At 67.5% G+C, this 21,464-nt stretch carries 19 protein-coding genes; 9 read left to right on the top strand and 10 right to left on the bottom strand.

Annotated elements, in window-relative coordinates:
• Nucleotides 1-80 precede the first annotated feature (80 nt).
• Nucleotides 81-629: a DUF1697 domain-containing protein gene (locus tag ACFVGO_RS20985; protein ID WP_359896969.1), complete on the bottom strand. Its 549-nt coding sequence runs from the start codon at nt 627-629 to the stop codon at nt 81-83.
• 200 nt (nt 630-829) lie between these two features.
• Here ACFVGO_RS20985 and ACFVGO_RS20980 point away from each other — a divergent pair, with 200 nt between their 5' ends.
• On the top strand, nt 830-1,300 hold the full coding sequence (locus tag ACFVGO_RS20980; protein WP_380633322.1) for a pyridoxamine 5'-phosphate oxidase family protein: 471 nt from the start codon (nt 830-832) through the stop codon (nt 1,298-1,300).
• A gap of 24 nt (nt 1,301-1,324) precedes the next feature.
• Here the strand turns inward: ACFVGO_RS20980 and ACFVGO_RS20975 are convergent, their stop codons facing one another.
• A complete protein-coding gene (locus ACFVGO_RS20975) occupies nt 1,325-1,681 on the bottom strand; it encodes an arsenate reductase family protein (RefSeq protein WP_380352397.1) in 357 nt (118 codons plus the stop codon).
• A gap of 132 nt (nt 1,682-1,813) precedes the next feature.
• Between ACFVGO_RS20975 and ACFVGO_RS20970 the strand changes: the two genes are divergently transcribed.
• On the top strand, nt 1,814-3,055 hold the full coding sequence (locus ACFVGO_RS20970) for a cytochrome P450 (RefSeq protein WP_380633319.1): 1,242 nt from the start codon (nt 1,814-1,816) through the stop codon (nt 3,053-3,055).
• A gap of 168 nt (nt 3,056-3,223) precedes the next feature.
• Nucleotides 3,224-4,321 (top strand): PP2C family protein-serine/threonine phosphatase, encoded by a 1,098-nt coding sequence (locus tag ACFVGO_RS20965; RefSeq protein ID WP_380633317.1) that lies wholly within the window; start codon nt 3,224-3,226, stop codon nt 4,319-4,321.
• Here ACFVGO_RS20965 and ACFVGO_RS20960 read toward each other — a convergent pair.
• On the bottom strand, nt 4,302-4,925 hold the full coding sequence (locus ACFVGO_RS20960) for an exonuclease (RefSeq protein WP_380633315.1): 624 nt from the start codon (nt 4,923-4,925) through the stop codon (nt 4,302-4,304). The genes ACFVGO_RS20965 and ACFVGO_RS20960 overlap by 20 nt on opposite strands.
• 238 nt (nt 4,926-5,163) lie before the next feature.
• On the opposite strand from ACFVGO_RS20960, the gene ACFVGO_RS20955 reads away from it, so the two are divergent.
• The 4 genes from ACFVGO_RS20955 (at nt 5,164) to ACFVGO_RS20940 (ending at nt 9,263) form a co-directional block, all read left to right on the top strand.
• Nucleotides 5,164-6,522 (top strand): diacylglycerol kinase family protein, encoded by a 1,359-nt coding sequence (locus tag ACFVGO_RS20955; protein ID WP_359897132.1) that lies wholly within the window; start codon nt 5,164-5,166, stop codon nt 6,520-6,522.
• A complete protein-coding gene (locus tag ACFVGO_RS20950; RefSeq protein ID WP_380633313.1) occupies nt 6,515-7,147 on the top strand; it encodes a phosphatase PAP2 family protein in 633 nt (210 codons plus the stop codon). The genes ACFVGO_RS20955 and ACFVGO_RS20950 overlap by 8 nt, the downstream gene beginning before the upstream one ends.
• 54 nt (nt 7,148-7,201) lie before the next feature.
• Nucleotides 7,202-8,467, top strand: a complete 1,266-nt coding sequence (locus ACFVGO_RS20945; protein ID WP_380633311.1) for an acyltransferase family protein — start codon at nt 7,202-7,204, stop codon at nt 8,465-8,467.
• 631 nt (nt 8,468-9,098) lie between these two features.
• The gene (locus tag ACFVGO_RS20940; protein WP_380633309.1) at nt 9,099-9,263 is read left to right on the top strand and encodes a hypothetical protein; all 165 of its coding nucleotides are present in this window, start codon (nt 9,099-9,101) and stop codon (nt 9,261-9,263) included.
• Between the two features lie 49 nt (nt 9,264-9,312).
• Here the strand turns inward: ACFVGO_RS20940 and ACFVGO_RS20935 are convergent, their stop codons facing one another.
• From ACFVGO_RS20935 to ACFVGO_RS20925, 3 genes are all read right to left on the bottom strand, one after another.
• Complete coding sequence (locus ACFVGO_RS20935; protein ID WP_380633307.1) at nt 9,313-10,308, bottom strand: helix-turn-helix transcriptional regulator; 996 nt, start codon at nt 10,306-10,308, stop codon at nt 9,313-9,315.
• A 175-nt stretch (nt 10,309-10,483) separates the two neighbouring features.
• On the bottom strand, nt 10,484-11,662 hold the full coding sequence (locus ACFVGO_RS20930) for a hypothetical protein (protein ID WP_380633305.1): 1,179 nt from the start codon (nt 11,660-11,662) through the stop codon (nt 10,484-10,486).
• Between the two features lie 453 nt (nt 11,663-12,115).
• On the bottom strand, nt 12,116-12,973 hold the full coding sequence (locus ACFVGO_RS20925) for a hypothetical protein (protein ID WP_380633303.1): 858 nt from the start codon (nt 12,971-12,973) through the stop codon (nt 12,116-12,118).
• A 279-nt stretch (nt 12,974-13,252) separates the two neighbouring features.
• Here ACFVGO_RS20925 and ACFVGO_RS20920 point away from each other — a divergent pair, with 279 nt between their 5' ends.
• On the top strand, nt 13,253-13,945 hold the full coding sequence (locus ACFVGO_RS20920) for a Crp/Fnr family transcriptional regulator (RefSeq protein ID WP_380633301.1): 693 nt from the start codon (nt 13,253-13,255) through the stop codon (nt 13,943-13,945).
• A gap of 31 nt (nt 13,946-13,976) precedes the next feature.
• Here the strand turns inward: ACFVGO_RS20920 and ACFVGO_RS20915 are convergent, their stop codons facing one another.
• The 4 genes from ACFVGO_RS20915 to ACFVGO_RS20900 form a co-directional block, all read right to left on the bottom strand.
• Entirely contained in the window at nt 13,977-14,435 is a 459-nt protein-coding gene (locus ACFVGO_RS20915) for a hypothetical protein (RefSeq protein WP_380633299.1), read from the bottom strand.
• 274 nt (nt 14,436-14,709) lie between these two features.
• Nucleotides 14,710-14,877, bottom strand: a complete 168-nt coding sequence (locus tag ACFVGO_RS20910; protein WP_380633297.1) for a hypothetical protein — start codon at nt 14,875-14,877, stop codon at nt 14,710-14,712.
• A 334-nt stretch (nt 14,878-15,211) separates the two neighbouring features.
• The gene (locus ACFVGO_RS20905; RefSeq protein WP_380633296.1) at nt 15,212-15,700 is read right to left on the bottom strand and encodes a transposase; all 489 of its coding nucleotides are present in this window, start codon (nt 15,698-15,700) and stop codon (nt 15,212-15,214) included.
• 35 nt (nt 15,701-15,735) lie between these two features.
• The gene (locus ACFVGO_RS20900) at nt 15,736-15,996 is read right to left on the bottom strand and encodes a hypothetical protein (RefSeq protein ID WP_380633294.1); all 261 of its coding nucleotides are present in this window, start codon (nt 15,994-15,996) and stop codon (nt 15,736-15,738) included.
• Nucleotides 15,997-16,431: 435 nt separating this feature from the next.
• Here ACFVGO_RS20900 and ACFVGO_RS20895 point away from each other — a divergent pair, with 435 nt between their 5' ends.
• Nucleotides 16,432-20,889: an NACHT domain-containing protein gene (locus tag ACFVGO_RS20895; protein ID WP_380633292.1), complete on the top strand. Its 4,458-nt coding sequence runs from the start codon at nt 16,432-16,434 to the stop codon at nt 20,887-20,889.
• Nucleotides 20,890-21,464: the final 575 nt, after the last annotated feature.

Here is a 21,464-nt window from a genome sequence, read left to right as displayed (position 1 = left end):
GGTTCCGCGTGTTCCGGGCCGCCCGGGGCGGGGTGCTCCGGCCGTGCCGCCCGGCCCGTTCCGGGGCGCCGTACGGGCCGTCAGTCCTTGCGGGCGGCGGCCAGGATCTTCTCCGTGGTGTGCAGGAACCGGGAGGTGACCGTGCCCCGGTAGGCCTTGCCGAACATGTCCTTGGTGACCCACTTGCCGTCCCGGAGGTGGATCACCACGTACGCGGCCCCCGGGTCGGCGCCGAGCACCTCGACGTCGCCCTTCGGCGAGCGGTACGGGAAGGTGAATCCGCCCGGCAGCGGCTCGGAGAGGAAGGCGACGACCAGCCGGACGTCCGGTGTCACCTCGACGCCCCGGAAGGGCTCGGCGGCGAGCAGGCCGGCCACCTCGTCCACCGTCCGCAGCAGCGCCGGCACCGGGTACCCGAGCGCCTGCTCCAGGTGCTCCTCGATCCGCGCGGTCAGCGCCGCGCGGTCCGGCTCGTCGGTGCTGAAGAAGACGTTGCCGCTCTGGATGTAGGAGCGGACGTTCCCCAGGCCGAGCTCGGTGAACAGCGCCCGCAGCCGCTCCATCCGCACCGTCCGGCCGCCGACGTTGACGGCCCGCAGGAAGGCGATGTACGTGGTCGTGGTGGTCACCCGGCCAGTGTGGCACCGGCCACCGACAGCGGCCCGGCGCCCCCGGTCCGCAGGACCGCCCCGCCCGGCCGCCCGCTGTCGCGTCCCGCGTGCTGTCGCGTGCCGCCCGCTGTCCTGCCCGCCCGCCTTCGGGTCCCGGCCCCCGCCCGTCCGGTCGTCCGCGCACGGCGGCCGTCGGTGCCGGGTGCCAGACTGGCGCCATGGCTACCTGGCAGGATTTCGAGCACGAGGCCCCCGATCTGGCGCCCCTGGTCCGGGCCCGGTTCGAGGCGAACAAGCACCACGTCATGGCGACGCTGCGCAAGGACGGATCGCCCCGGGTCAGCGGCACGGAGGTCGAATTCGTCGGCGCCGACCTGTGGATCGGGTCGATGTACGGCGCGGTCAAGGCGCGTGACCTCCAGCGCGACGCCCGCTTCGCACTGCACGCGCACCCGGGGGACGAGACCATGGCCGGCGGGGACTCCAAGGTCTCCGGCAAGGCGGTGGAGGTCACCGACGAGACCGAACTCGCCGCCTTCGCCGCCGATCTGCCCGAGGCGCCGCCCGGCCCGTTCCACGCGTTCCGGCTGGAGCTCGACCAGGTGGTGCACACCTCCGTGGAGGGCGACCACCTGCTCGTGCACAACTGGCACCCGGGTCGGCCGGTGGAGCGGATCCAGGTCCACTGACCGGCCGATCCGGCCGCAAGGCCCCTACGGCAGGACGGACTTGAGGGCCTCGGGGGTGCGGGCCACGACGGCGTGCCCGTCGTCCGCGGTGATGATCGGGCGCTGGATCAGGATCGGGTGCTCGGCCATCGCCGCGATCCAGCGGTCGCGCTCACCCGCCTCCCGGGGCCAGCCCTTCATCCCCAGGTCCTTCGCGACCTGCTCGTCGGTGCGGGTGATGTCCCACGGCTCCAGGCCCAGACGCTCCAGCACCTGTACCAGCTCGGCCGCGGTGGGCGGCTGCTCCAGGTAGCGCCGCACGGTGTACTCGACTCCGGCGCCGTCCAGCTCGCCGAGTGCGGTCCGGCACTTGCCGCACCGCGGGTTGATCCAGATCTCCATGCCGGTCACCCTACCGAGCCGTCCGCGCCCGCCCCGCCGCGCCGCGCGCATCGGCCCGCCCCGCCCCGCCGCGCGATTCCGGTGGGTACGGGAACTCCGCCGCGCCCGACGGCGGTTGACCGGACAGGAAGCGTGATCTCGGGAGGGGAGCACCGGATGGACGGCGCGGCGATCATCGAACAGCTGATGACCACGGAGGTCAGGACCGATCCGTACCCGCTGTACGCCAGGGCCCGCGAGCTGGGCCCGGTGGTCCCGGCCGGGGACGGCATGTTCGTGGTGAGCGGCTACGCGGCGGTCAACAAGGTGCTGCGCACGCCCGCCTTCGGGGTGGCGACCGCCGAGATGATGGCCGGACTGGCCCCCGAGTACGCCGTGCACTCCTCGCTGGCCCTGTTCGGCCGCTCGATCCTCCAGCGCAACGCCCCCGACCAGCCCCGGGTCCGCTCGCTGATCGCCTCGGTGTTCACCGCCCGCCGGGTCGCCGCGCTGCGCCCGGCCGTGGAGGCGGCGGTCGACCGGCTGCTGGGCGGCATGGCCGAGCAGGGCGCCGACGGCTCGCCGGTGGACTTCATGGACGCCTTCGCCTTCCGGCTGCCGGTCGGGGTGATCTGCGAGCTGCTCGGCGTCCCCGAGCAGGACCGCTACCGCTTCCGCGACCTCGCCTCCGACCTGACCGTCGCGCTGGAGATCATCCAGGACCTGGACGAGCTGGCCGCCGCCGACGAGGCCGCCGACGAGCTGGCCCGCTACTTCACCGAGCTGGCCGCCGAGCGACTGGCCCGGCCGCAGGACGACCTGGTCACCGACCTGGCCCGGATCGCCGCCGCGGACGACGAGCGGCTCTCCGCCGAGGAGCTGCTGGCCAACTTGGTGCTGCTGCTGGTGGCCGGCTTCGAGACCACCACCAATCTGCTCGGCAACGGCCTGGCCCTGCTGTTCCGCCACCCCGAGGCGGCCGCCGGGCTGCGCAGCGGCGCGATCACCCCGGCCGGGTTCACCGACGAGGTGCTGCGCTTCGACTCCCCGGTGCAGGCCACCGGCCGGGTCGCGCTGGAGGAGGGCCTGAGTGTCGAGGGCCTGCCGATCCCGCCCGGCCACGCGGTGACCCTGCTGATCGGCTCGGCCAACCACGACCCGGCCCGGTACGAGCGCCCCGAGGTGTTCGACCCGACCCGCACCGACAGCCAGCCGCTCAGCTTCGGCGGCGGCACCCACTTCTGCCTGGGCTCCCAGCTGGCCCGGCTGGAGGCCGAGGTCGCGGTGCCCGCCCTGCTCGACCGCTTCCCCCGGCTCGCCCCGGGCGGCGTCCCGACCCGGCGCGACCGCCTGGTGCTGCGCGGCTACGAGACCCTGCCGGTGACCGTCCGGTGACCGTCCGGTGACGCGCGGTCCCCGGGGTCGGGGATTTGGCTCCTCCGGCCCCGGGGACCGGGACGTTCGGCCGTTCGTGGCTGGGCCGTTCGTGGGAGAGCATGGAGGGACGAAAGCGGCCAATCCGGACCGATCACCCGGAACGGCCACCTGCCAGGAGGTCCCACCGTGCGCACAGCACCCCGCCCGCCGCGCCCCGCGGCGCTGGAACCCAGGGTTCCGCGCTGGGTGCCCTGGCTGCCGGTGCTCCTGCTGGTGCTGGACCTGGTCGCCGAGGCCGTCGTCCCGGACGCCGTCGCCGCCGGCTTCCTGCTCACCGCACTGCCCGTGGTGGCCGCCTTCAGCTACGGCCCGGTGCTGACCGCCGTCACGACGGCCGGCTCCCTGGCTCTCCAGCTCGGCCTGGCGCTGCGCGCGGACCACGTCAACGAGCAGCACCACGTCTGGGTCTACATCGCCACCCTGCTCTCCGGCGTCATGGGCACCGCGCTGTCCTGGCAGCGCACCCGGCAGAACCGCAACCTGCTCCAGGCCCGTACGGTCGCCGAGACCCTGCAGCGCACGGTGCTGCGTCCGGTGCCCGAGCGGGCCGGCGGGCTGCGGGTGGCCGGTCTCTACCGCCCGGCCCAGGCCGACGTGCTGGTCGGCGGGGACCTGTACGAGGTCTGCGACACCCGCTTCGGCGTGCGGGTGCTGCTCGGCGACGTCCGGGGCAAGGGCCTGGGCGCGGTCCGCACCGTCGCCGACGTCCTAGGCGCGTTCCGGGCGGCCGCGTACGACACCCCCGGGCTGGTCGAACTCGCCGACCAGCTGGACCGCGCGGTGCTGCGCGACGCCGCCGACCGCGGCGACGACGAGCTGTTCGTCACCGCCGTCCTGCTCCAGTACCGGCCCGGCTCGGACTGCGTGGAGATCGTCAACCGCGGTCACACCACCCCGCTGCTCCTCGGCGGGGGCGGCATCATCCCGGTGTCCTGCGCCGACGAGCTCCCGCTCGGCCTCGGCCACCTCGGCCCCGCCGACGAGCGCAGCAAGGCGGTCGCCGTGGCGCTGCCCCCGGGCCACACCGTCCTGCTCTACACCGACGGCGTCAGCGAGGCCCGCGACACCGCCGGCGCCTTCTACCCGCTGGCCCCCCGCCTCGCCGCCCTCGGCACCACCGCCCCCGACCGGGTGGTCTCCTTCCTGGCCCAGGACGTCCACCGGTACGCCGGCCTGCTCGCCGACGACCTCGCCGTCCTCGCCCTCACTCCGGACGTCCCGTAGGCCCGGACCACTCCCAGAGGTTCGCGAACAGCTCCGCCTGCTCCCGGGCGTCGTCCAGGGCGTGGTGCGTGTGCGGCAGGTCCGGCAGCAGCTCCGGCGGCATCGACCGCTTGCCGATCCCGGCGAACGGCACCCCGGCCCGCGCCGCGTACAGCGTCTTCAGATCCAGGCAGCCGGAGTGCCCGAACGGGCTGGAGCCGGTGAACCGCACCAGGTACCAGTGGAGGAACTGCCAGTCGTACACCGCCGGGTAGCCCACCATCACCGGCCGGTACCGCCGCCCGCCCGGCCCGCGCCGCACCCCCTCCACCCAGCGGCCGAACTCCCGCATCGCCGCCGCCGGATCGGCCCCGTCCGCCTGCAGCGCCGCCCGGTCCAGCCCCGACACCGCCAGCGCCTCCGGGACGTACTCCGCGCTGATCGGCCGCAGCTCCCGGTAGAACGCCGCCGCCCCCGCCGGCGGCCGCCGGAACCCCTCCCCGTCGTGCCGGCCGGCCACCACGGCCCCGAAGCTCAGCATCGAGTACGGCCCCGGGATCGGCCCGTCCGACTCCACGTCCACCGACACGTACACCGTCGGGGTGACCTTCTCCCTGCGTCCCATGGCCCCCATCCAACTCGGCCCGGCAACCGCTTTTCCGGCCCTCGTCCTTCCTGTCGCCCGTCGCCCGTCGTTCTTCCCGCCACCCGTCGCCCCGGTCACCCGGACGGGCCCGCCGGGGATGCCCCCGGGCGCGGGAGTGCGCAGGCTGCTGGCAACGACCGGGCCCGACCGGGCCCGGGGTGGACGGCCCCTGGGGCGTGTCTGACAATTGCCGCCGGGTGCGGCACGGGAGGACGAGATCGACAGGACACGGACGGCGGACCACGCCGGGGGAGCGGGCGCGACGCTGCTCGCCCGCTGCGCCCTGCTGACGGTCGCGGGGGCCGTCGGGGTGCTGCTCTTCGCGCTGGGGGAGGGCGGGCTGCTGGTGCTCGGGGCCGGGCTGCTCGGACTGGTCGTCTGGGCCGCCGGCGTCTGGTGGTTCCTGGCCTACCGGGGCGCGGTCCGGGTGTTCGGGCTGCTCGTCGCGATCGCGGCGCCGGTCGCGGTGCTGGTGTTCTTCGCCCACCACCGGCTGTGGCTGACGGCCCTGCTCCTCGTCCTGGTCTGGGGCATCGCGCTGGCCCTCGCCCGTGCCGCGCTGCGCCGCGCCCGCCCGGAGCCGCCGATGCGGGGGCGTGCCGCGACCCGGCCGCTGCGACCGGTCCTGATCATGAACCCGAAGTCCGGCGACGGGAAGGTCGGCCGCTTCGGGCTCGTCGAGCGGGCGGAGGGACTCGGCGCCCGGGTGGTCCTGCTCGACCCCGCCGCCCCCGCCGACGTCGCCGAGCTGGCCCGCACGGCCGTGGCCGAGGGCGCGGACCTGCTCGGCGTGGCGGGCGGCGACGGCACCCAGGCGCTGGTCGCGGCGGTCGCCGCCGAGCACGGTCTGCCGTTCCTGGTGATCTCCGCCGGCACCCGCAACCACTTCGCCATGGACCTCGGCCTCGACCGCGACGACCCCTCCCGCTGCCTGGACGCGCTGACCGACGGCGAGGAACTGCGGGTCGACCTCGGCGAGGTCGCGGGCCGGGCCTTCGTCAACACCGTCTCCTTCGGGGTGTACGCCGACGTCGTGGAGCGCCCCGAGTACCGCGACGCCAAGGCCGGCACCGCGCTCGGCCTGCTGCCGGACCTGCTGGTCGGCGAGGGCGTACGGCGGGTCGACGTGAGGGCCGACGCCACCGCGCTCACCGCCCAGCAGGCGCTGCTGGTCAGCAACAACCCGTACGGCTCGACGGACGACCTCGGCATCGGCGGCCGCCGACCCCGGCTCGACAGCGGCCTGCTCGGTGTCCTGGGCATCCGGGTGGAGGGCGCGGCACAGGCCGCGGACCTGGCCGTGCGCGGCACGCAGTCCACCGGGCTGACCGCGCTGACCGCGCGGCGGGTGGAGGTGACCGCGGAGGAGGACGAGATCCCGGTGGCGGTCGACGGCGAGACGCTGCGGATGCCCGTCCCGGTCGTGTGCACGCTGCGCCCGCGGGCCCTGCGGGTCCTGGTGCCGCGCGACCGCCCCGGCGTCCCCGCCCCCGTGCCGTCCGTGAACTGGCGCCGGCTGGCCGCCCTCGCGTTCGGCCGCTCCGACCCGACTGCGGAGGGGCCGACCCGTGACTGACCACCCGGACCACGACGCCACCCCTCCCGTCCCGCCGCCCGTCCCGCCGCCCGTCCCGCCGTCCGTCCCGCCGTCCGTACTCACCGACCTGCGGGCGCTCGACGGAGCCGTCTACGCGGCCGTCGCCGCCACCTCCACCCCGACGCTCGACTCCGCGCTGCGCCGGCTCTCCAGGGCCGCCGACCACTCGAAGATCTCGTTGGCCGTCTCCGCCCTGCTCGCCCTGCGGCCCGGCCGCCCCCGGCAGGCGGCGGTGGCCGGGGTCGGCGCGGTGGCGCTGGCCTCGGTGGCGGCGAACCTGGTCGGCAAACAGCTGGTCCACCGCCCCCGGCCCGACCGGGAGCTGGCGAGGGTGACCGTCGGCCGGCAGGTGGCGATGCCGGAGTCGGCCTCCTTCCCGTCCGGGCACACGGCCTCGGCGACGGCCTTCGCCACCGCCGTCGGCGTGCTGCTGCCACCGCTGGCGCTGCCGCTCGGCGCGCTGGCGACCGCGGTCGGCTACTCCCGGGTCCACACCGGCGTGCACTACCCGGGGGATGTCGCGGCGGGCGCGCTGCTCGGCTTCGCGGCCGCCGTGGCGTCCCTGGCCGTCGTCCGGACCGTGCCGCCGAGCCTCCCGGAGTGAGCGGGCTTCCGGGCCTGCACCGGGCAATTGAACGTGTGTGCGCTATCTTCTGCCGTGAGCATTTTCCCCCGGCAACGATCAGGTTCCTCGGGCCGCCGCAAGTCCGCCAAGGGCGGCCGTCTCGCGGTCCTGGACGGATTGCGCATCCTGGCCGCGCTGATGGTGGTCTTCCACCACTACGTCGGCTACGGCGGCGGTACCAAGCCCGAGGACAGTGCCTGGGGCAAGCCGGTCGATCAGGTGTTCCACCGCGCTTCCTTTCTCGGCGCCTATCTGTGGACCGGCATCTGCCTGTTCTTCGTGATCAGCGGCTTCGTGATCTGCATGAGCAGCTGGGGCCGTCCGGTGGGCGACTTCGTCCGCTCCCGGGTCATCCGGCTCTACCCCGCGTACTGGTTCGCCGTCCTGCTCACCACCGCGGTCGTCACGGTGTGGCCGCTCGTACGCCAGCCGCTCCCCTCGGAGCAGGTGCTCGCCAACCTGACGATGTTCCAGGAGGGCCTGGGCATCAAGGACGTCGATGCCGTCTACTGGACGCTCTGGATCGAGCTGCGCTTCTACCTGCTGTTCGCCATCGTGGTCTGGCAGGGCGTGACCTACCGGCGGATCGTGGCCTTCTGCTCGATCTGGACGGTCGCCGGCATCGTCGCGGCGAGCACCAAGTGGCCGGTGCTCGACTTCTTCGCGATGTCTCAGGTCTCCTCGTTCTTCGTCGCCGGCCTCGCGCTCTACCTGGTCCACCGGTACGGTCCCAACCTCATGCTCTTCGGCATCGTCGGGATCAGCTGGATCCTCTCGGTGCTCTACACCATCCAGCACCAGAAGGACGTGAACCCCTACCTCGGTCGCGTCGACCTGCCGACCTGGCCCGCCGTCCTGCTGACCAGCCTCTCCTACCTCGTCATGATCGTGGTCGCCCTGGGCTGGGGCTCCCGGATCCAGTGGCGCTGGCTCACCTTCGCCGGCGCCCTCACCTATCCCCTCTACCTCCTCCACGAGACCATGGGCTGGACCGCCCTGCGCGCCCTCCACGAGCGCGACGTCAAGCCCTGGACGGCGGTCGCCGTCGTCACCGCCGGCATGCTCGTCGCCTCCTGGCTGGCCCACCGCCTCATCGAGAAGCCCCTGACACCCCGTCTCAAGACGGGCATGACCAGGAGCATCGACGAGCTCCGCGCCGCCGAACCCCTCCCCCCGCAGCCCGCCCCGGCGCCGGCCCGGACCCCCGGCGCCCTGGAAACCGTCACCACTCCCTGGGCCACCGCCTTCACCCCCAGGGACACCCACCCGCCGCAGCAGCACACCCCCGACTCCTACTGACCTCGCCCCACCCCCGCGCCCGGAAACAGCACGCGCCGGGCGGCCGGCCCGACCTCCGTCGAACCGCCCGCCCGGCGCGTACTGCCAGCCCCGCGGCCCTCTACAGGTCGTAGTAGAGCTCGAACTCGCCTCTGACCTGTGGAAACATGAGCCCCGGGGGAAGATCGTTTCGCAACCAGTGCACACGCCGCTGCCACAACTGATGAGGCGCGCTGATAAGTACCGAGTGGTGACGAGGAGATCGTGTCGGCCGCTCGTCGTAGGTCGCTACGCAGCGTTCTAGAATTAGACCGAAATCAAGCGCGTCGGCGACCCTCCACCCGCCGGGGCACGATGGCCCGCTGTGCGTGGGCTGCCGCGAGTCGGCGAACGGGACTAGGCGCGCCGGGGCTCCGAGTGCCTGTCCGACCAGGACGCCTCCAGCCGGGCCCGTTCCAACTTGACTACCTACCACCAGCAGGCGGCGCAGACCGTGCAGGTCCGGATAGACAGGTCGGCGCGGTCTGGGGTCTGCTCGCTGGCCTCGTCGAGGTTGCTGGTACGGACGAGTGGGTGGGTGACGACTCTGCACGATGTCGCCATGGCCGGCCGTGTGAGGCGTTCGCACTATGAGCGCGCGGAGGGCCGGAGCGTGCAGCAGGCGCAGCGGGATCTGCGCGCGCTGGTCACCGCCCGGATACTCGAACCGGTCGGCCGTTCTCGAGCCGGGTACTACACGGTCGGAATACGCTTCCCGGACAGTGCACTGAAGGTGGCACGTACCCTGATGTGCCTCGTCGACCCGTTCGCCGGCTGAGCCGCTACTGACATCCGGCCGTACTCGATCCGGGCTTGGCGAGAGGCGCTCATTGCGCGGCGCCCCTCGCGTGGAGAGCGCCGTTCTCGATGTCGTCGGCGTGGACGATGGCGTCCGGGATATCCGTGAAGTGCATGAGGGCCCTGACAGAGACCTTGTAGCTGCGGCCCGCCCTCGCCACCGGAAGGGGGAATTGGCCCGCCCGGATCAGCCGGTACGCGGTGGACTCCGGGAGCCCAATCACGCCAGCTGCCTCCCGGAGCCCGATGAACGACGGGTAGAGGTCCGAGGCGTAGTAGTAGAGGTTGCTGTTGGAGAACCGCGAGCGGGACAGGCCTGTGGCCTTGACTGCCTGGCTGATCGACCCCGATCGGCGGCCGGCGCGCATGTCCTCGTGGAAGTCCTGCACGGCGTCGAAGCAGCCCAGTCCGTGGAGAAGTGCTCCGAGTCGCTCGCCCCTGATCTGCTCCGCGACCTCCGCACTACGGACACGGCTGACGTCGATGATCGAGGACGCCTGCATGGAGTGGTCGACTACGGGAATCTCCGGTGGGGCAAAGACGTCGAGCTGGTCTGTCATGAGCTCCGGTGAGCTGGTCTTCCCCCGCTGGAAGGCGACCTCGAAGGCCGCCTTCACGATGCGATCCCTCACGAGGCGTGGTGGAACGCCCGCAGCAGTGGCGGCCCAGACTTCCAGTGCGGTCACCACCATCGCCGAGCGGATCTCCTCGAGCTCGACCCGGAAGTCCCGGGCGATCCGGGTGGAGAGCGAACGGAAACAGGGGACGATGCAGTCGAGGATGACCAGCCGCCAGGTGTCGTCACCGTCCAGGTCGCACAACCTACCCATGGCGATCAAGGACTCCCAGAGCCGGGAACTCGGAGCGGAGCGGACCCCCGCCAGGATTGCCTCGGTGCGGAACTTCGGATACGTGGGGTGCCGCTTGATGTCGCAGTCCTGGACATTCCCCACGTGCACGCAGACCGGTTCGTCCCCGAAGATCTTCCGGGCGCTCGACTCGATCTGATGGAAGATGCCTGACATGCTGCGCGCCTCAATCCGTGGTTGTCGCCCATCGCCGGATTTCGACATCCGGTCCTCGGGTGTCCGATCTGATTCATGAGAAGAGTGGAGAGAACTGCAGAGAGCCGACCCCTCGTCGGACAGGCCGCAGTGAACGGCGGTTGCTGTCCTCGAGAGTCCGTGTTCGAGTCCGTGCTCAGGCCGCCAGCCGCTTGGCCCGCTGGGCCCATGTCTCCAGCACAGCCATCGCATCACCGAGTCGTTCCACTGCAGTGGCGATGTCCCGGACTGGACCCCGGAGTTCGCGATGCACGGCGATCATCACGTCGGTGATGGTTCGGAACAAGGCGAGCGTCTCTGTGCCCTGGCGGGCGACAGCGGAGACGTCGACGAGCCGGCTCAGGAACCCCCAGTCATCGGCGTTCCAATGAGCCGGCAGGACCCTTTCGAAGAGGTCGAGCGCGGCCTGTACGGTGGCGTCGATGTCGGCCATGCGCTCGGTGAACCGCTGCGCGGACTCCCTCAGCTCGGCGGCCGGACCGATGAGTGCGGCCGACAGCCGCTTGGTAAAGGCGAGTTGGACGCTCATCGGACTTCCGTCCCGGGCCGCACGCCGCATGTCGGGGCCGAACTGCTCGGCTGCTGCAGCGATGTCGGTGACCAGCGCGATGATCGCCGCGATGTGGCTGGACGTTGCCTCCAAGTCAGGTGCCAGCTCGGCGAACCGTTCCAGCAGGCCGGGAGGAAGATCCCCTGAGGGGGCCGCAGTCCCGGCCGGGCGCCCGGCCAGCGGCCCCTCGGTGTCAGGCCTGGTCGCGCTACGGAGGGCACGGGCGGGGATGAGCGGGTCGAAGCCCTCACGCAGCACTAGAGAGAGCGCCTCGGCCAGCTCGTTCCTGGCCTCGACCATCCCGGCGGGCGACCGCCTGAAGGTGATGGTTCGGAACAGTGCGCTATTGAAAGGAAGTTGACCAGTCTCCCCGAGTTGAATGACCGGCTTGCCCGTGGCGTGCCGCAGGCCCAGCCCATACATGACACCCGGATTGCCGCCGCTCACATCGGCGATCACCAGATCGGCTGCCAGTAGCTGCCGGCAGACCTGCTCGGTGATCTCGCCGGTTCGGGAGATCTGGTTGGACCGCATCGGTCCGATGTCGAGCCGGGCACAGGCCGGCTCGACGATCATCTCGAAGACCAGCAGGGCGGTCGCACGAGCCGGTTGGGTGAGTGAGTCGATCTCGGTGTGCGGCTCGCCGGCCGGGCCGATGACGAAACAGCTCTGCGACTGGTCGACCGTGCGAATCCCGGGACCGGTGAACGGTCCGGGCCCGGTCGGTTGGGCGAGTACGAGGGCGGACGGGGTACCGGCGGTCATACGAAGTCCTCCAACTAGTTTGGGTGTGAGGCACTGTCATGGCCATTTGGGGAGATGCGCGGGTCCCCCGGGCCGGCGCCACCACAGGTGACGCCGGGAGCGCGGGGGATCACCTTCGCGGGTCGGTGTCCCCGGGAGGGTCGGGTGGCGGGGTGCCTGGACCGACCGGGTCGACCAGCCGCCGCCACTGCACACGCAGCTCGTGGAACAACTCCTGGAGCCCGACGGTGAGGCCGTGTGCAGCGTGAGAGGTACGACGTTCGCAGGAGTGCGGCGGATCGCACTGGCAGGGGAGTTGGAAGGTGATGGTGACGTTGCCCGTCAGGCTGTTCACGGTCATGCCCTGCTTGACGGATTGCACCAACTGCTGGTAGCTGCCAGCCGGGAAGGAGTCCGGTGGGTGATCGGCTGTCGTGGATGCCGGGCCCGGGGGCGGGATTGCAGGAGGCGCTGTCACTGGCGCAGTCCCTCGCGGTCCGTCGTCGTGGTGAACGAGAGGGTCACGTCCCCGGTGGAACTGTTTGCCAACGCCACTCCCTGGCCCACATCTTGAACCGTGTCTGTCCGCATCCGGGCCCCCGGGGCCCGGATGGGGCCCTCGCCTGCCGGGAGCGGGCTCGGCATCGCCGGCTCGGGCGATGAACAGGGCGGGGCCGGCGGGACGGTGAGCAGGCCGCCAGACGGGGCGGGTACGTAGATCCAGGCTGGTGCGTGAAACGTCTTGCCCGGCACGGTAGCGATGATCTTGACGAACCGGTCTGGGTGCAGTGCACAGTATCTGCCGACCACGACGTCCTGGTACACGCGGTCCGAGACGATCGCCCCCAGGTGGGTTGCGTCCGGACTCGCCTCTGCCATGGCCCACTTGAGCATGCCGGCATCCACCAACCGGTGGGCCTCGTTGCGGGCCGCGCCGTAACCATCACTTGGCCCGCCCTCGGCGGGCAGCGGGCCGCATGCGATGGCCGCCCGCAGCCGCAACTGCCGACTACCGGGCGTAGTGTTGTGGCGGGCGAGGCCCGCCTGAAGCTCGGGGAGGAACTGGTCCAACAGTCCCGGAAGGTGCTTCGGCGAGCATCCGAAGACGAACCCGTCGCCGCTGTCGCGGAGGAACAACTTGTTCTCCCGGACCGACTCAAGGCCGGCACGGGAAAGCGCCTCGTCGGTCAGTTCGCCGATCACCGTGGCGAATTCGGCCTGGATTGAACCCGGCTGCTGGGTGAACGCCTCCTGGTCCAGAACGACGACGCCGCGGTGGTCGGGCAGCGGCATGCCCCGGAAGGTGCGGTCGCTATGGGCAGGGTTGGTCATCGAGCCTCCTGGGCGCGTGCTGTCCCGGCCGGCAGCGGATTGCCGGTCCGGCCGTCCGGTCTCGTCCTTCACGAGTGTGGGGCAGCGAGGGGCCGTGGCTTGGTGCCGTTGGCAGTACGACGCGGGATCGAGGAGTGCTACGCGCGCGGTGAGAAGAGGTGAAGCTCGCGCCCGGAAAGAGCCCGGAAGAATAGCACCGGAGAGTGGAATCAGTCCGAGAACTCGTCAACACCCGTCGAATCAACGGGACGTGGGAAGAAATGCCATATCTTGCTGGGCATGTACGACAGTGGGGATGAACGTTGCGCCCTCTCAGGGGACACAACCTTTCGGGGCCTGATGGGTGGTTGGTGGAAGGAAATGACCGACGGATGGCGGTCCAAGGAGCTCGAAGCGGGCGATCCGTTGATCTTCCAGGGTTCCTCCTCGAACGAGGTCTTCGCGGTGCAGCGCGGCGCCCTCAGGATCGAGCGCTGGGAGGACGATCGCGACCAGCCGGCGGTGCTGGCTTTCCGGGCCAGCGATGACCTGGTCGGAGAGACGCCCATGATCGAGCCGGAAGCACCGAGGACAGCCCAGGTCGTTGCGCACACACGGGTGGTGGTGCTGGTCGGACAAGCTGAACGCCTCAACCGCTTCCTGGTACTCAAGAAAGCTGAGCGTCTATTGACCACATACCTCGCGCACCGAGCGCACGAGATGTCAGTGGTCCAGGGGCGCGGGGACGCGGAGGTCCGGCTGGCCACCCTGGTGCGGCCGCTCGTCCGCGACCAACTCCGTAAGACCGGCGGCCGGACCGGCCAGGTGGTACTAAAGGTCAGCCGGGATCATCTGGCTCAGGGGCTCCAGCTAGGGCACCGCAGGGCTCGGGGACTGCTGGACGACCTCTGGATCGGGCGCTTCCACAGCAAGGGGATGCTGACGATCGACCTGGCACGTTGGGCGGAGCGCGTGTCCGGACTGCGCGGCTGACTCGCAAGCCTTGACCTGACCGGGCTGCCGATCAGCCCGAGGCGACGAACGCAGCGCATGCCTCGAACCCGTGGTGCCAGGCCTGGTCCATCAGGTAGACGCCGTTCAACCCGCCGTCCGCGAGGTCGATGAAGCGGCCGCCCTTGGTGGCGCGGGCCAGCCGGCGCAGTAACTCGCGGCGGTCGGCCGCGAAGTGGCTGGTGGCAGAGAGGAGCAGCGCGACCGCGATGCGGGAGGGTCGTAGCCCGAGCACGAGGGCTCGGTTCGCGAACAGCAGGGCAGCGGCCTGTGTCGCGGTGTAGGACGCCACATGGGCGGCACAGGCCCGGCGGCCGGCTGCTCCGGACTGCCCTGGTACGCCGTCCCGCTGAGCTTTGGTGGCGGCCTGGTGGTCGGTCTGGATCCAGTGGTCGGCCACGTCCGCCGAAGCTCTGAGCAACGCGTAGACGGCGGCGAACCGGGTGGCCCGATGGACGGTGTTCGTGGTCACAAATACTCCGGGTGCTCGAGTGCTGCCTTGGCAGCCGATGGTCAGGGACAGCGACCGCTTCTGTCCGAAGTGCTCCAGGGTGCTGGTGCGGGGCCGGGCGTGGGGTGTGTGTCGGTGAGCCAGGCGGCGAGGTGGATGAGGTTGATCGCCGCGCCGGTCAGTCGGTGCTGGGGCTTGTCTTCGCCGTGTCTCGGCAACGGGCTCTGCGCAGGTCGCAGGCCCTGACCACTTGGGAGATCGTTCTCTCGGCACAAGCGCGGATCTCGTACCGGGCCTACCACTCGTCGCTCTGCTGGAGCTCGCCGGTGTGCAGGTTGATTTCCCGGCGCTCCGCTCTGGGCGGGTTGACGGACTCCCGCAGCGCAGGGCAGGACAGGCAGTCGACCTGGAGAACCGGACCCGGATGGTCGGCACTCCAGTTCTGGAACGGCGCTGGTGCCACTGGACGCCCGCCACCCCGTTCGGGCACGCCACGTGTCTTTCGTTCCCCTGCGAGATTGCGCTGGTCAGATAATGTCCAGCAGGTCGAGCGGGCGGGTGAAGGGCTCGTAGGAGCGTGCCGGATACCGGCGGCGATGTAGCGATGCCCGGCGGCGCGGATGGTGTTGATCGGGAGGCTGCGCGCAGGGTCGCTATGTTCTCCGGGCCGTGGCCGAGACGGATCTTCGAGGCATCCTCGGCGAAGGTGGTGTCGCGGACGAAGTGGGGCCGGTTCTCGATGGTCCACTGCGACCTGGCGAGCTGGCCGAAGCGCTGGGGCGAGGTTTCCTGTGAGGTCAGGTCGGTGATCGCGCAGACGGTCCGGTGGCTGACCGTGCCGGTCTTGAGATCGGTGCGGTGGCGCAGGAGGCGGACGGCCTGGAGGGCAGGCCGAGGCGGTGACGGTGAGTGCCCTGTTCACGGGTCTCCCTGCGATCGTGGCCGATCTTGCGGTCGTAGCGGTGTGCAGTGACGTCCTTCCACGGCAGAGACCGAAGCCGGCGATGGAGTTCGGGCTGCTCGGCCTTGACCACCAGCAGATAGTGGGCCTTCTTCTCTTCGACCAGGAAGCGCACGTGGGTACGCTGGGTGTACAGGGCGTCGGCCGTGACGGCGACCCCGGCCAGGTCGAAGGGCTTCAACAGCAGGGCGAAGCAAGTGATCTCGTTGGTCTTGCCGGGAACCCGTAGCTGGGTGACGGTGCGGCCGTCGCCGGTCATCGCAGCCAGCAGGTGGGCGGCGGGTGAGGCGCCGTGCTGGGCGCCGCGGGTGGTCTTGTCGTCCACGGCTACCGAGTACGAGCCTGCGAGATCGGCGCCGGTCAGGTCGGCCAGGACGCCGGGCAGACGAGGGCCACGACCCGCCGGATCGGGGTGGTACTCGGTGCGAACAGCACGCCCGAACGCGCCCACGACCCTGGCGCCGAGGCGGCGACCGGCAGCACCGCTACGAACGGGTGACAGAGTCCTCGACGCCGACGCAGATCGCGCAGCACCCGCCACCGTTCCAGCAGCGACAATCCCGCCACGCTGTCGAGAGCGAGCGACTTGGTCAGGCAGACGGTGCCAGATTGGCGGCACATCGAAGCTCCAGCAGTTCAGGGCGACTTGGGAAGGTTGCCCCGTTCAATCGAAGCTTCGATGTGTTCGTGACGATCCCAGTCCATACCCCTCGTACCGCCGCGCCTGCGGACTCACCTGATCACCGGGAATTTGAAGCACCCTGCCACAGAGGTGGAGTCATCTGAGGCGTGGATAAGTAAACGCTGTACGCGCTTCGAATCAACCTGCAATCATCGAGAATCTTTCTCTTCTTGCGATAGGAGTCAGCCTAGGGATCGCCCTGTCTCTCGCGATGAAGGTTTGACGATGCGAGCGTCAGGGAAAGACATCGACTCCGCCCCTGGCGGAAGTCACGCGGGCAAATTCACAGTTCGTAGCGCTTGTGTAGCACAAGGCAGTATCATAGTGGCGCTGATGAGCCCATGGACGACGAACACTCAAAATAGGAGCTTGAAGTGAGCCCTCGCGCCGGCGGAGAGACCGATAAGTTCGGTAACCGATACGAGGGCGTCTGGACAGTCCGACACCTGTTGTACGTACTTCTGGGGAATGCTCAATCCATCAAGATTGAAGACATCGACGCTCTAGGCAAGGGTGCTGAGTTCACGTACCGGCACGGTGACACTGTCGAGGTTCATCAGGTTAAACGCCAAAACGGCAATGCTAATAGCTGGAATGTAAAATCTCTACACAAGAAGGAGATTTGGGAGAACGCTCGCTATCACGTGGAGCGAGGACGGCATTTTCACTTTGTATCCGTTGTTCCTGCTCGCCCCATCCAGGAGCTCACCGAAAGAGCCAGAAGTGCTGATGATCTCATGGAGTTCATCAGCGATCGGCTGACGAAGGGACTCAAAGATGCGTTCGATGAGCTTTCATCCTCTGCTATCTATGGATCGGCTGACGTAGCTTGGAAGGTGCTACGAGGCCTCTGGGTCTCTTGGCCGGACGAAAATGATCTCGTCCGCGGAAATGCAGCCCTTGCAGAGCTTCTTCTAAGCGGCGCGACCGGACGTCTCGCAGCTGTCGGGCTCGGGGATCTAGCTAACTATTACGGTCTTGGCTCCACGCTGGATTCCGCAGCCATCGAGTCTTGGCTGGAAGAGTATGGCCTTCGCTGCTCAGCACTCCTCTTTGGGACCACCGTCTCCAACAAGGTTCGTGAGGTTACGGCGGGATGGGCTGCCAGCGTCGAACGTGAGCTTCTTCGGCCTGCAATCCGACGCACTGAAGCTGATAAACTTGTTGAGCTTCTCGATACGGATTCAGAAAGGCTGACGCTTCTGATGGGGGCAGCAGGTGGCGGAAAGAGCGCCACTCTGCTCCAGGCCGTTCAGACCCTTCAGGAGCGAGAAATCCCCCTCCTGAGTTTTCGGCTTGACAGACTCGAACCCTTCGCATCGACCACAGAGCTAGGTCAGCGGATCGGGCTAGATATCTCACCTGTGGCAGCCCTGGCATCTGTAGCTAGGGAACGCCCCTGCGTACTTATCGTGGACCAGGTTGATGCCGTCAGCCTGGTATCAGGACGTATGCCCAGAAACTTTGACTCAGTGGCTGACCTTGTCCGTGAGGCGTCTGCCTTTCCGAAGATGCGGGTACTACTGGTCTGCCGGAAATTCGATGTCGAGAATGATCACCGTATTCGGGAGCTGCTCGATGCTAAGCAGTGTGAGCGCGTCGAAGTACAGGAGCTTTCCGAGGCTCAAGTCACTGAGGCTGTCAAGGCTATGGGGCTGGATGTTGCTGCTCTGAGTACTCACCAGAAGAACCTCCTCCGGTCACCATTGAATCTCGTCTTGTTGCGAGGGGCTGGTGCTGATTCTGAGGCTCTCGCATTCCAGACGACTAAGAATCTCTTCGACGCCTTCTGGCAGCGTAAACTGATTGACTGCACACAGAGGCGCGATACGGTGAGATTTGACGAGGTGATTTCAACACTCGCGGGGGCGATTAGTGTTCGACAGCGCCTATCGGTTCCCGCAACTGTTCTTGACCGGGCCAATCTCGCTGTCGATGCCGGCGTACTGGTATCTGAGCACATGTTGGTTCGAGACGGCCAAGAGATCGCATTCTTCCATGAGGCATTTTTCGACTACGCATTCGCGCGTGGATGGGTCGATCGCAACGAATCTCTCCTCGACTTCCTGAAGAGTGGAGAGCAGGAACTCTTTCGGCGTGCACAAGTACGGCAGATTCTGAATCACTTGCGTGAACTTGAGCCGGATCGGTTTGTGACTGAAGTAGCGGATACGTTGACAAGCCCTGACGTCCGGTTTCACATCAAGGATGTCATCCTCACCCTTTTGAGTGCACTGACAAAACCGACCTCGCAAGAATGGGAGATGGTGACTGATGTACTGGAAACGCATCCCTCCTTTGGGGAGCGGCTGTGGCGCTCGTTGCGTGGGGCTGAGTGGTTTGAACGCATTGATGCGGAAGGCCTCATTGAGGAGTGGCTGACGAGTGGTGATGGTGCTGAAATAGGGCGGGCGCTTGAAATCATGGGAGGGGCAGCTAAAGTTTACCCCGACCGCCTGGCCGCGCTTCTTCAGGCATATGTTACTGAAAGTGATTTTCCTGCTCGACTGCGGTGGGTGACTCGATTTGCTGACATCCACGAAAGTCGCCCCCTATTTGAATTGGTTCTGCACGCAGTTCGCAACGGGCACTATGATGGAGATGCAGAGCACGATCTTTGGATTTCATCCCACGACCTTGCGGAGCATCAGCCTGCTTGGGCAGTTGAACTCCTCGCCGCCTACCTCGCCGATCGTCCTAATTCTATGGTCGTAGATTCAAACAATAAGGTTGCAGCCCTAGTGAGTAGAGAGCACAGTGCGATTGAACTGGTGCGGCTCGGGGCTGAGGGTGCTCCTGGTTCATTTTGTGACCTACTGCTGCCATACATGCTCCGTGTAATGGCAGTAACCTCTTATGAGGGTGATGAGCGGCCAACTTTCGATCGACACTTTGCACATCGCTATCCGGATCTCAATGCGCATGAGCTCGAAGAAGCCATCCTGGCTGGGATGGCTTCCGCCATCCGCAGCTTGGTTCTACAGGACTCGGAACTGGCTCAGCCTATTCTTGAGACTCTTGCGTCGAGTCACTATGAGGCGGCGCAATGGCTCTTGTACGAGGGCTTGCGGGTAGATGGTAAGCGGTACGCGCAGTGGGCGACTCGCCTCCTGCTAGAGGGAACCCACCGCTTCATGAGTGGGTACTCTTCGAATGGTGTATGGACGGCGCGTCAGCTGATCCAGGCGACGAGCCCTTTTTGCACCGAGGAGTCGTACCGCGAGCTAGAAGCATCGATTCTAGCTCTCCGCTTCCCATGGGAAGGCCGGCGGCCAGGTTGGTACATGTTTAACCTCCTGTCCGGGATGGATGAGCAGCGTCTTTCTGATGTAGCCAAGCGTCGTCTAGGCGAGCTGCGGAGAGCTGCAGGTATGGAGCAGCCACCTGAGCCCGAAGGTGTAACGGGAGGGGGCATTGGATCTCCGATTCCCCCGGAATCCGCTCAGCGAATGACCGATCAGCAATGGCTAGGTGCTCTTGCCAAGCACAGTGCAGATAGAACTAACTGGAGCACATTCACGGGTGGTGCCCAGGAGCTTTCAAGCGTGTTGCGCCAGGAAGCGGAGCGTGATCCTGCAAGATTCTCGGCCCTCGCCCTGCGTTTTGACCGTAGCACGCACCCAGCTTATGGAACTGCGCTTCTCATAGCTTTGGGGGCAGCAGAGGCCCTCGATAACGGGGCTCCAGTATTCGATGCCGTCCGTCACATCTCATCATTTGACCGCGACGACAATTCTCGATGGGTTGGTCATGCACTTCGGCACTACTACAAGTCAGTCCCTCTGGACCTCGTAGAGACGATTGTTGCTTACGCGGCTCGTTCGGATAGTCCTGGTCGGAGAGATCCAGATACTTGGTCATCCGATGACGATAGAAACATCGGTCGTGATGTCTACGGGGCCGGAATAAACTCGGTTCGTGGCGCGGCAGCTGAAACATTGGGGGATCTCCTCATCTACGACACGGACGGAAGTCGTACCTCACTTATTCTTCCGATACTGAATCAGCTAGCCGGAGATGCGTCTACCCCGGTTCGTTCATGTGCTGCACATCTAATTCACGCTTCCATGCGGCACGCGCGGCCACAGGCATTTGATGCATTCGCTGATCTTATCGAGACAGATGACGACAACCTCTTCGCGACCCACACAGTCATCAAATTGATCGTCTACATTGGGTCGGAAGATCCAGATGTAGTCCGCCCCGTGATCGCACGAATGCTTCAATCTCAGATAGCGGAAGTGCGAAGAGTTGCGGGTCAACTTGCCGCCCTGGCCGCAGTGCAATGGAGTGTGTCGGACCTTCTTGATGCGATCCTATCCACTGGCGATGTGGCGCAACGGGAGGGTGCTGCACGGCTGTGTGCCCACAGATTGTCGGACGTAAATGATTCTATTGTTGTCCGGCGCGCGTTTGAGGTGTTTATGAATGATTCAGACAAGGCAGTGCAGAATGCGGTTGGCGAAGCGGCTGCTGCACTCCGCGGCAAGCGCCTTCGCCCCGTGATTGAACCCCTGTCTCGCCTGATCTCCTCAGCTTCGTTCTCAGCTGCATTGCCTCAGCTGTTTATCACTCTGGAGCATGCCCCTGATCGCGTAGATGACTTGGTCTTGGCCTGTTCGCAACGTTTTATTGAAGTCAAGGGCGCAGATTCTGATGACATGAGAACCGGTGCAGCAGGAGATGCTCGTTATGTCGGCAAGCTCCTCATTCGGGCATATGCCCAAGCCGCCATGCGAACGAAGCGAGCGAAGGTCCTCGATCTCATTGACCAGCTGCTCGAAGTTGGTGCCCTTGGCGTCGCGGACCTGGTCGAAAGATCGGAACGTTAGTAGCCGTCGGCCCAGGGCCGTTGCAAAGTCCAGGTGAGCACGTGAGTCCGCAGGTCATGGCGATGCAGGGGTCCTAGCAGGTCCTCAGAGCGATTGGGGAGCAGTTGCTGGTACGTCGGGTCGTAGCGAGGCCCGCCCTTTTGCCCTAACCGAGTGTGCGCGATCTCGGCGATGCTCACGTTCCTGTCCGTCTTGAACGGTCAAGGATTCGTGGCAGGTCGGGTAAGTGCAGTGCGCAGCACTCGCGTACAGCACCTTGAGGGTTTCGGCGGTGTAGCTGGGCGCCGGTGCAGGTTGCTCTGCTGTACTGGCGGATAGTCAGCCTCGATGCCCGCGGGCCAGGTGGCTGCGGCCCTCCCGGGCCCGGGCCACCGATCGCGGAAACGGCCCACACAGCAGCCGCCACTTCCCATAGCCGGCGGACATCCCTGCTTGCAAGGAGGGCACCGAACGGAGCAGACGGCCCGGCCCAGTTGCCCGACGCTTCCGATACAGAGGAGCGCCGCTGGTCGAACCTTGCCCAGCGCCCTCCTGTCCAGCAGCCGCAGGTCCAGCCGTCCCAGGTCCGGCTTCCG

It is taken from the genome of Kitasatospora sp. NPDC057738 (assembly GCF_042798815.1).
Classification (GTDB): Bacteria; Actinomycetota; Actinomycetes; order Streptomycetales; family Streptomycetaceae; genus Kitasatospora; species Kitasatospora lactacystinica.
Note: the sequence above shows the minus strand (reverse complement) of the source record. Positions and strands in the feature narration are given on the sequence as shown.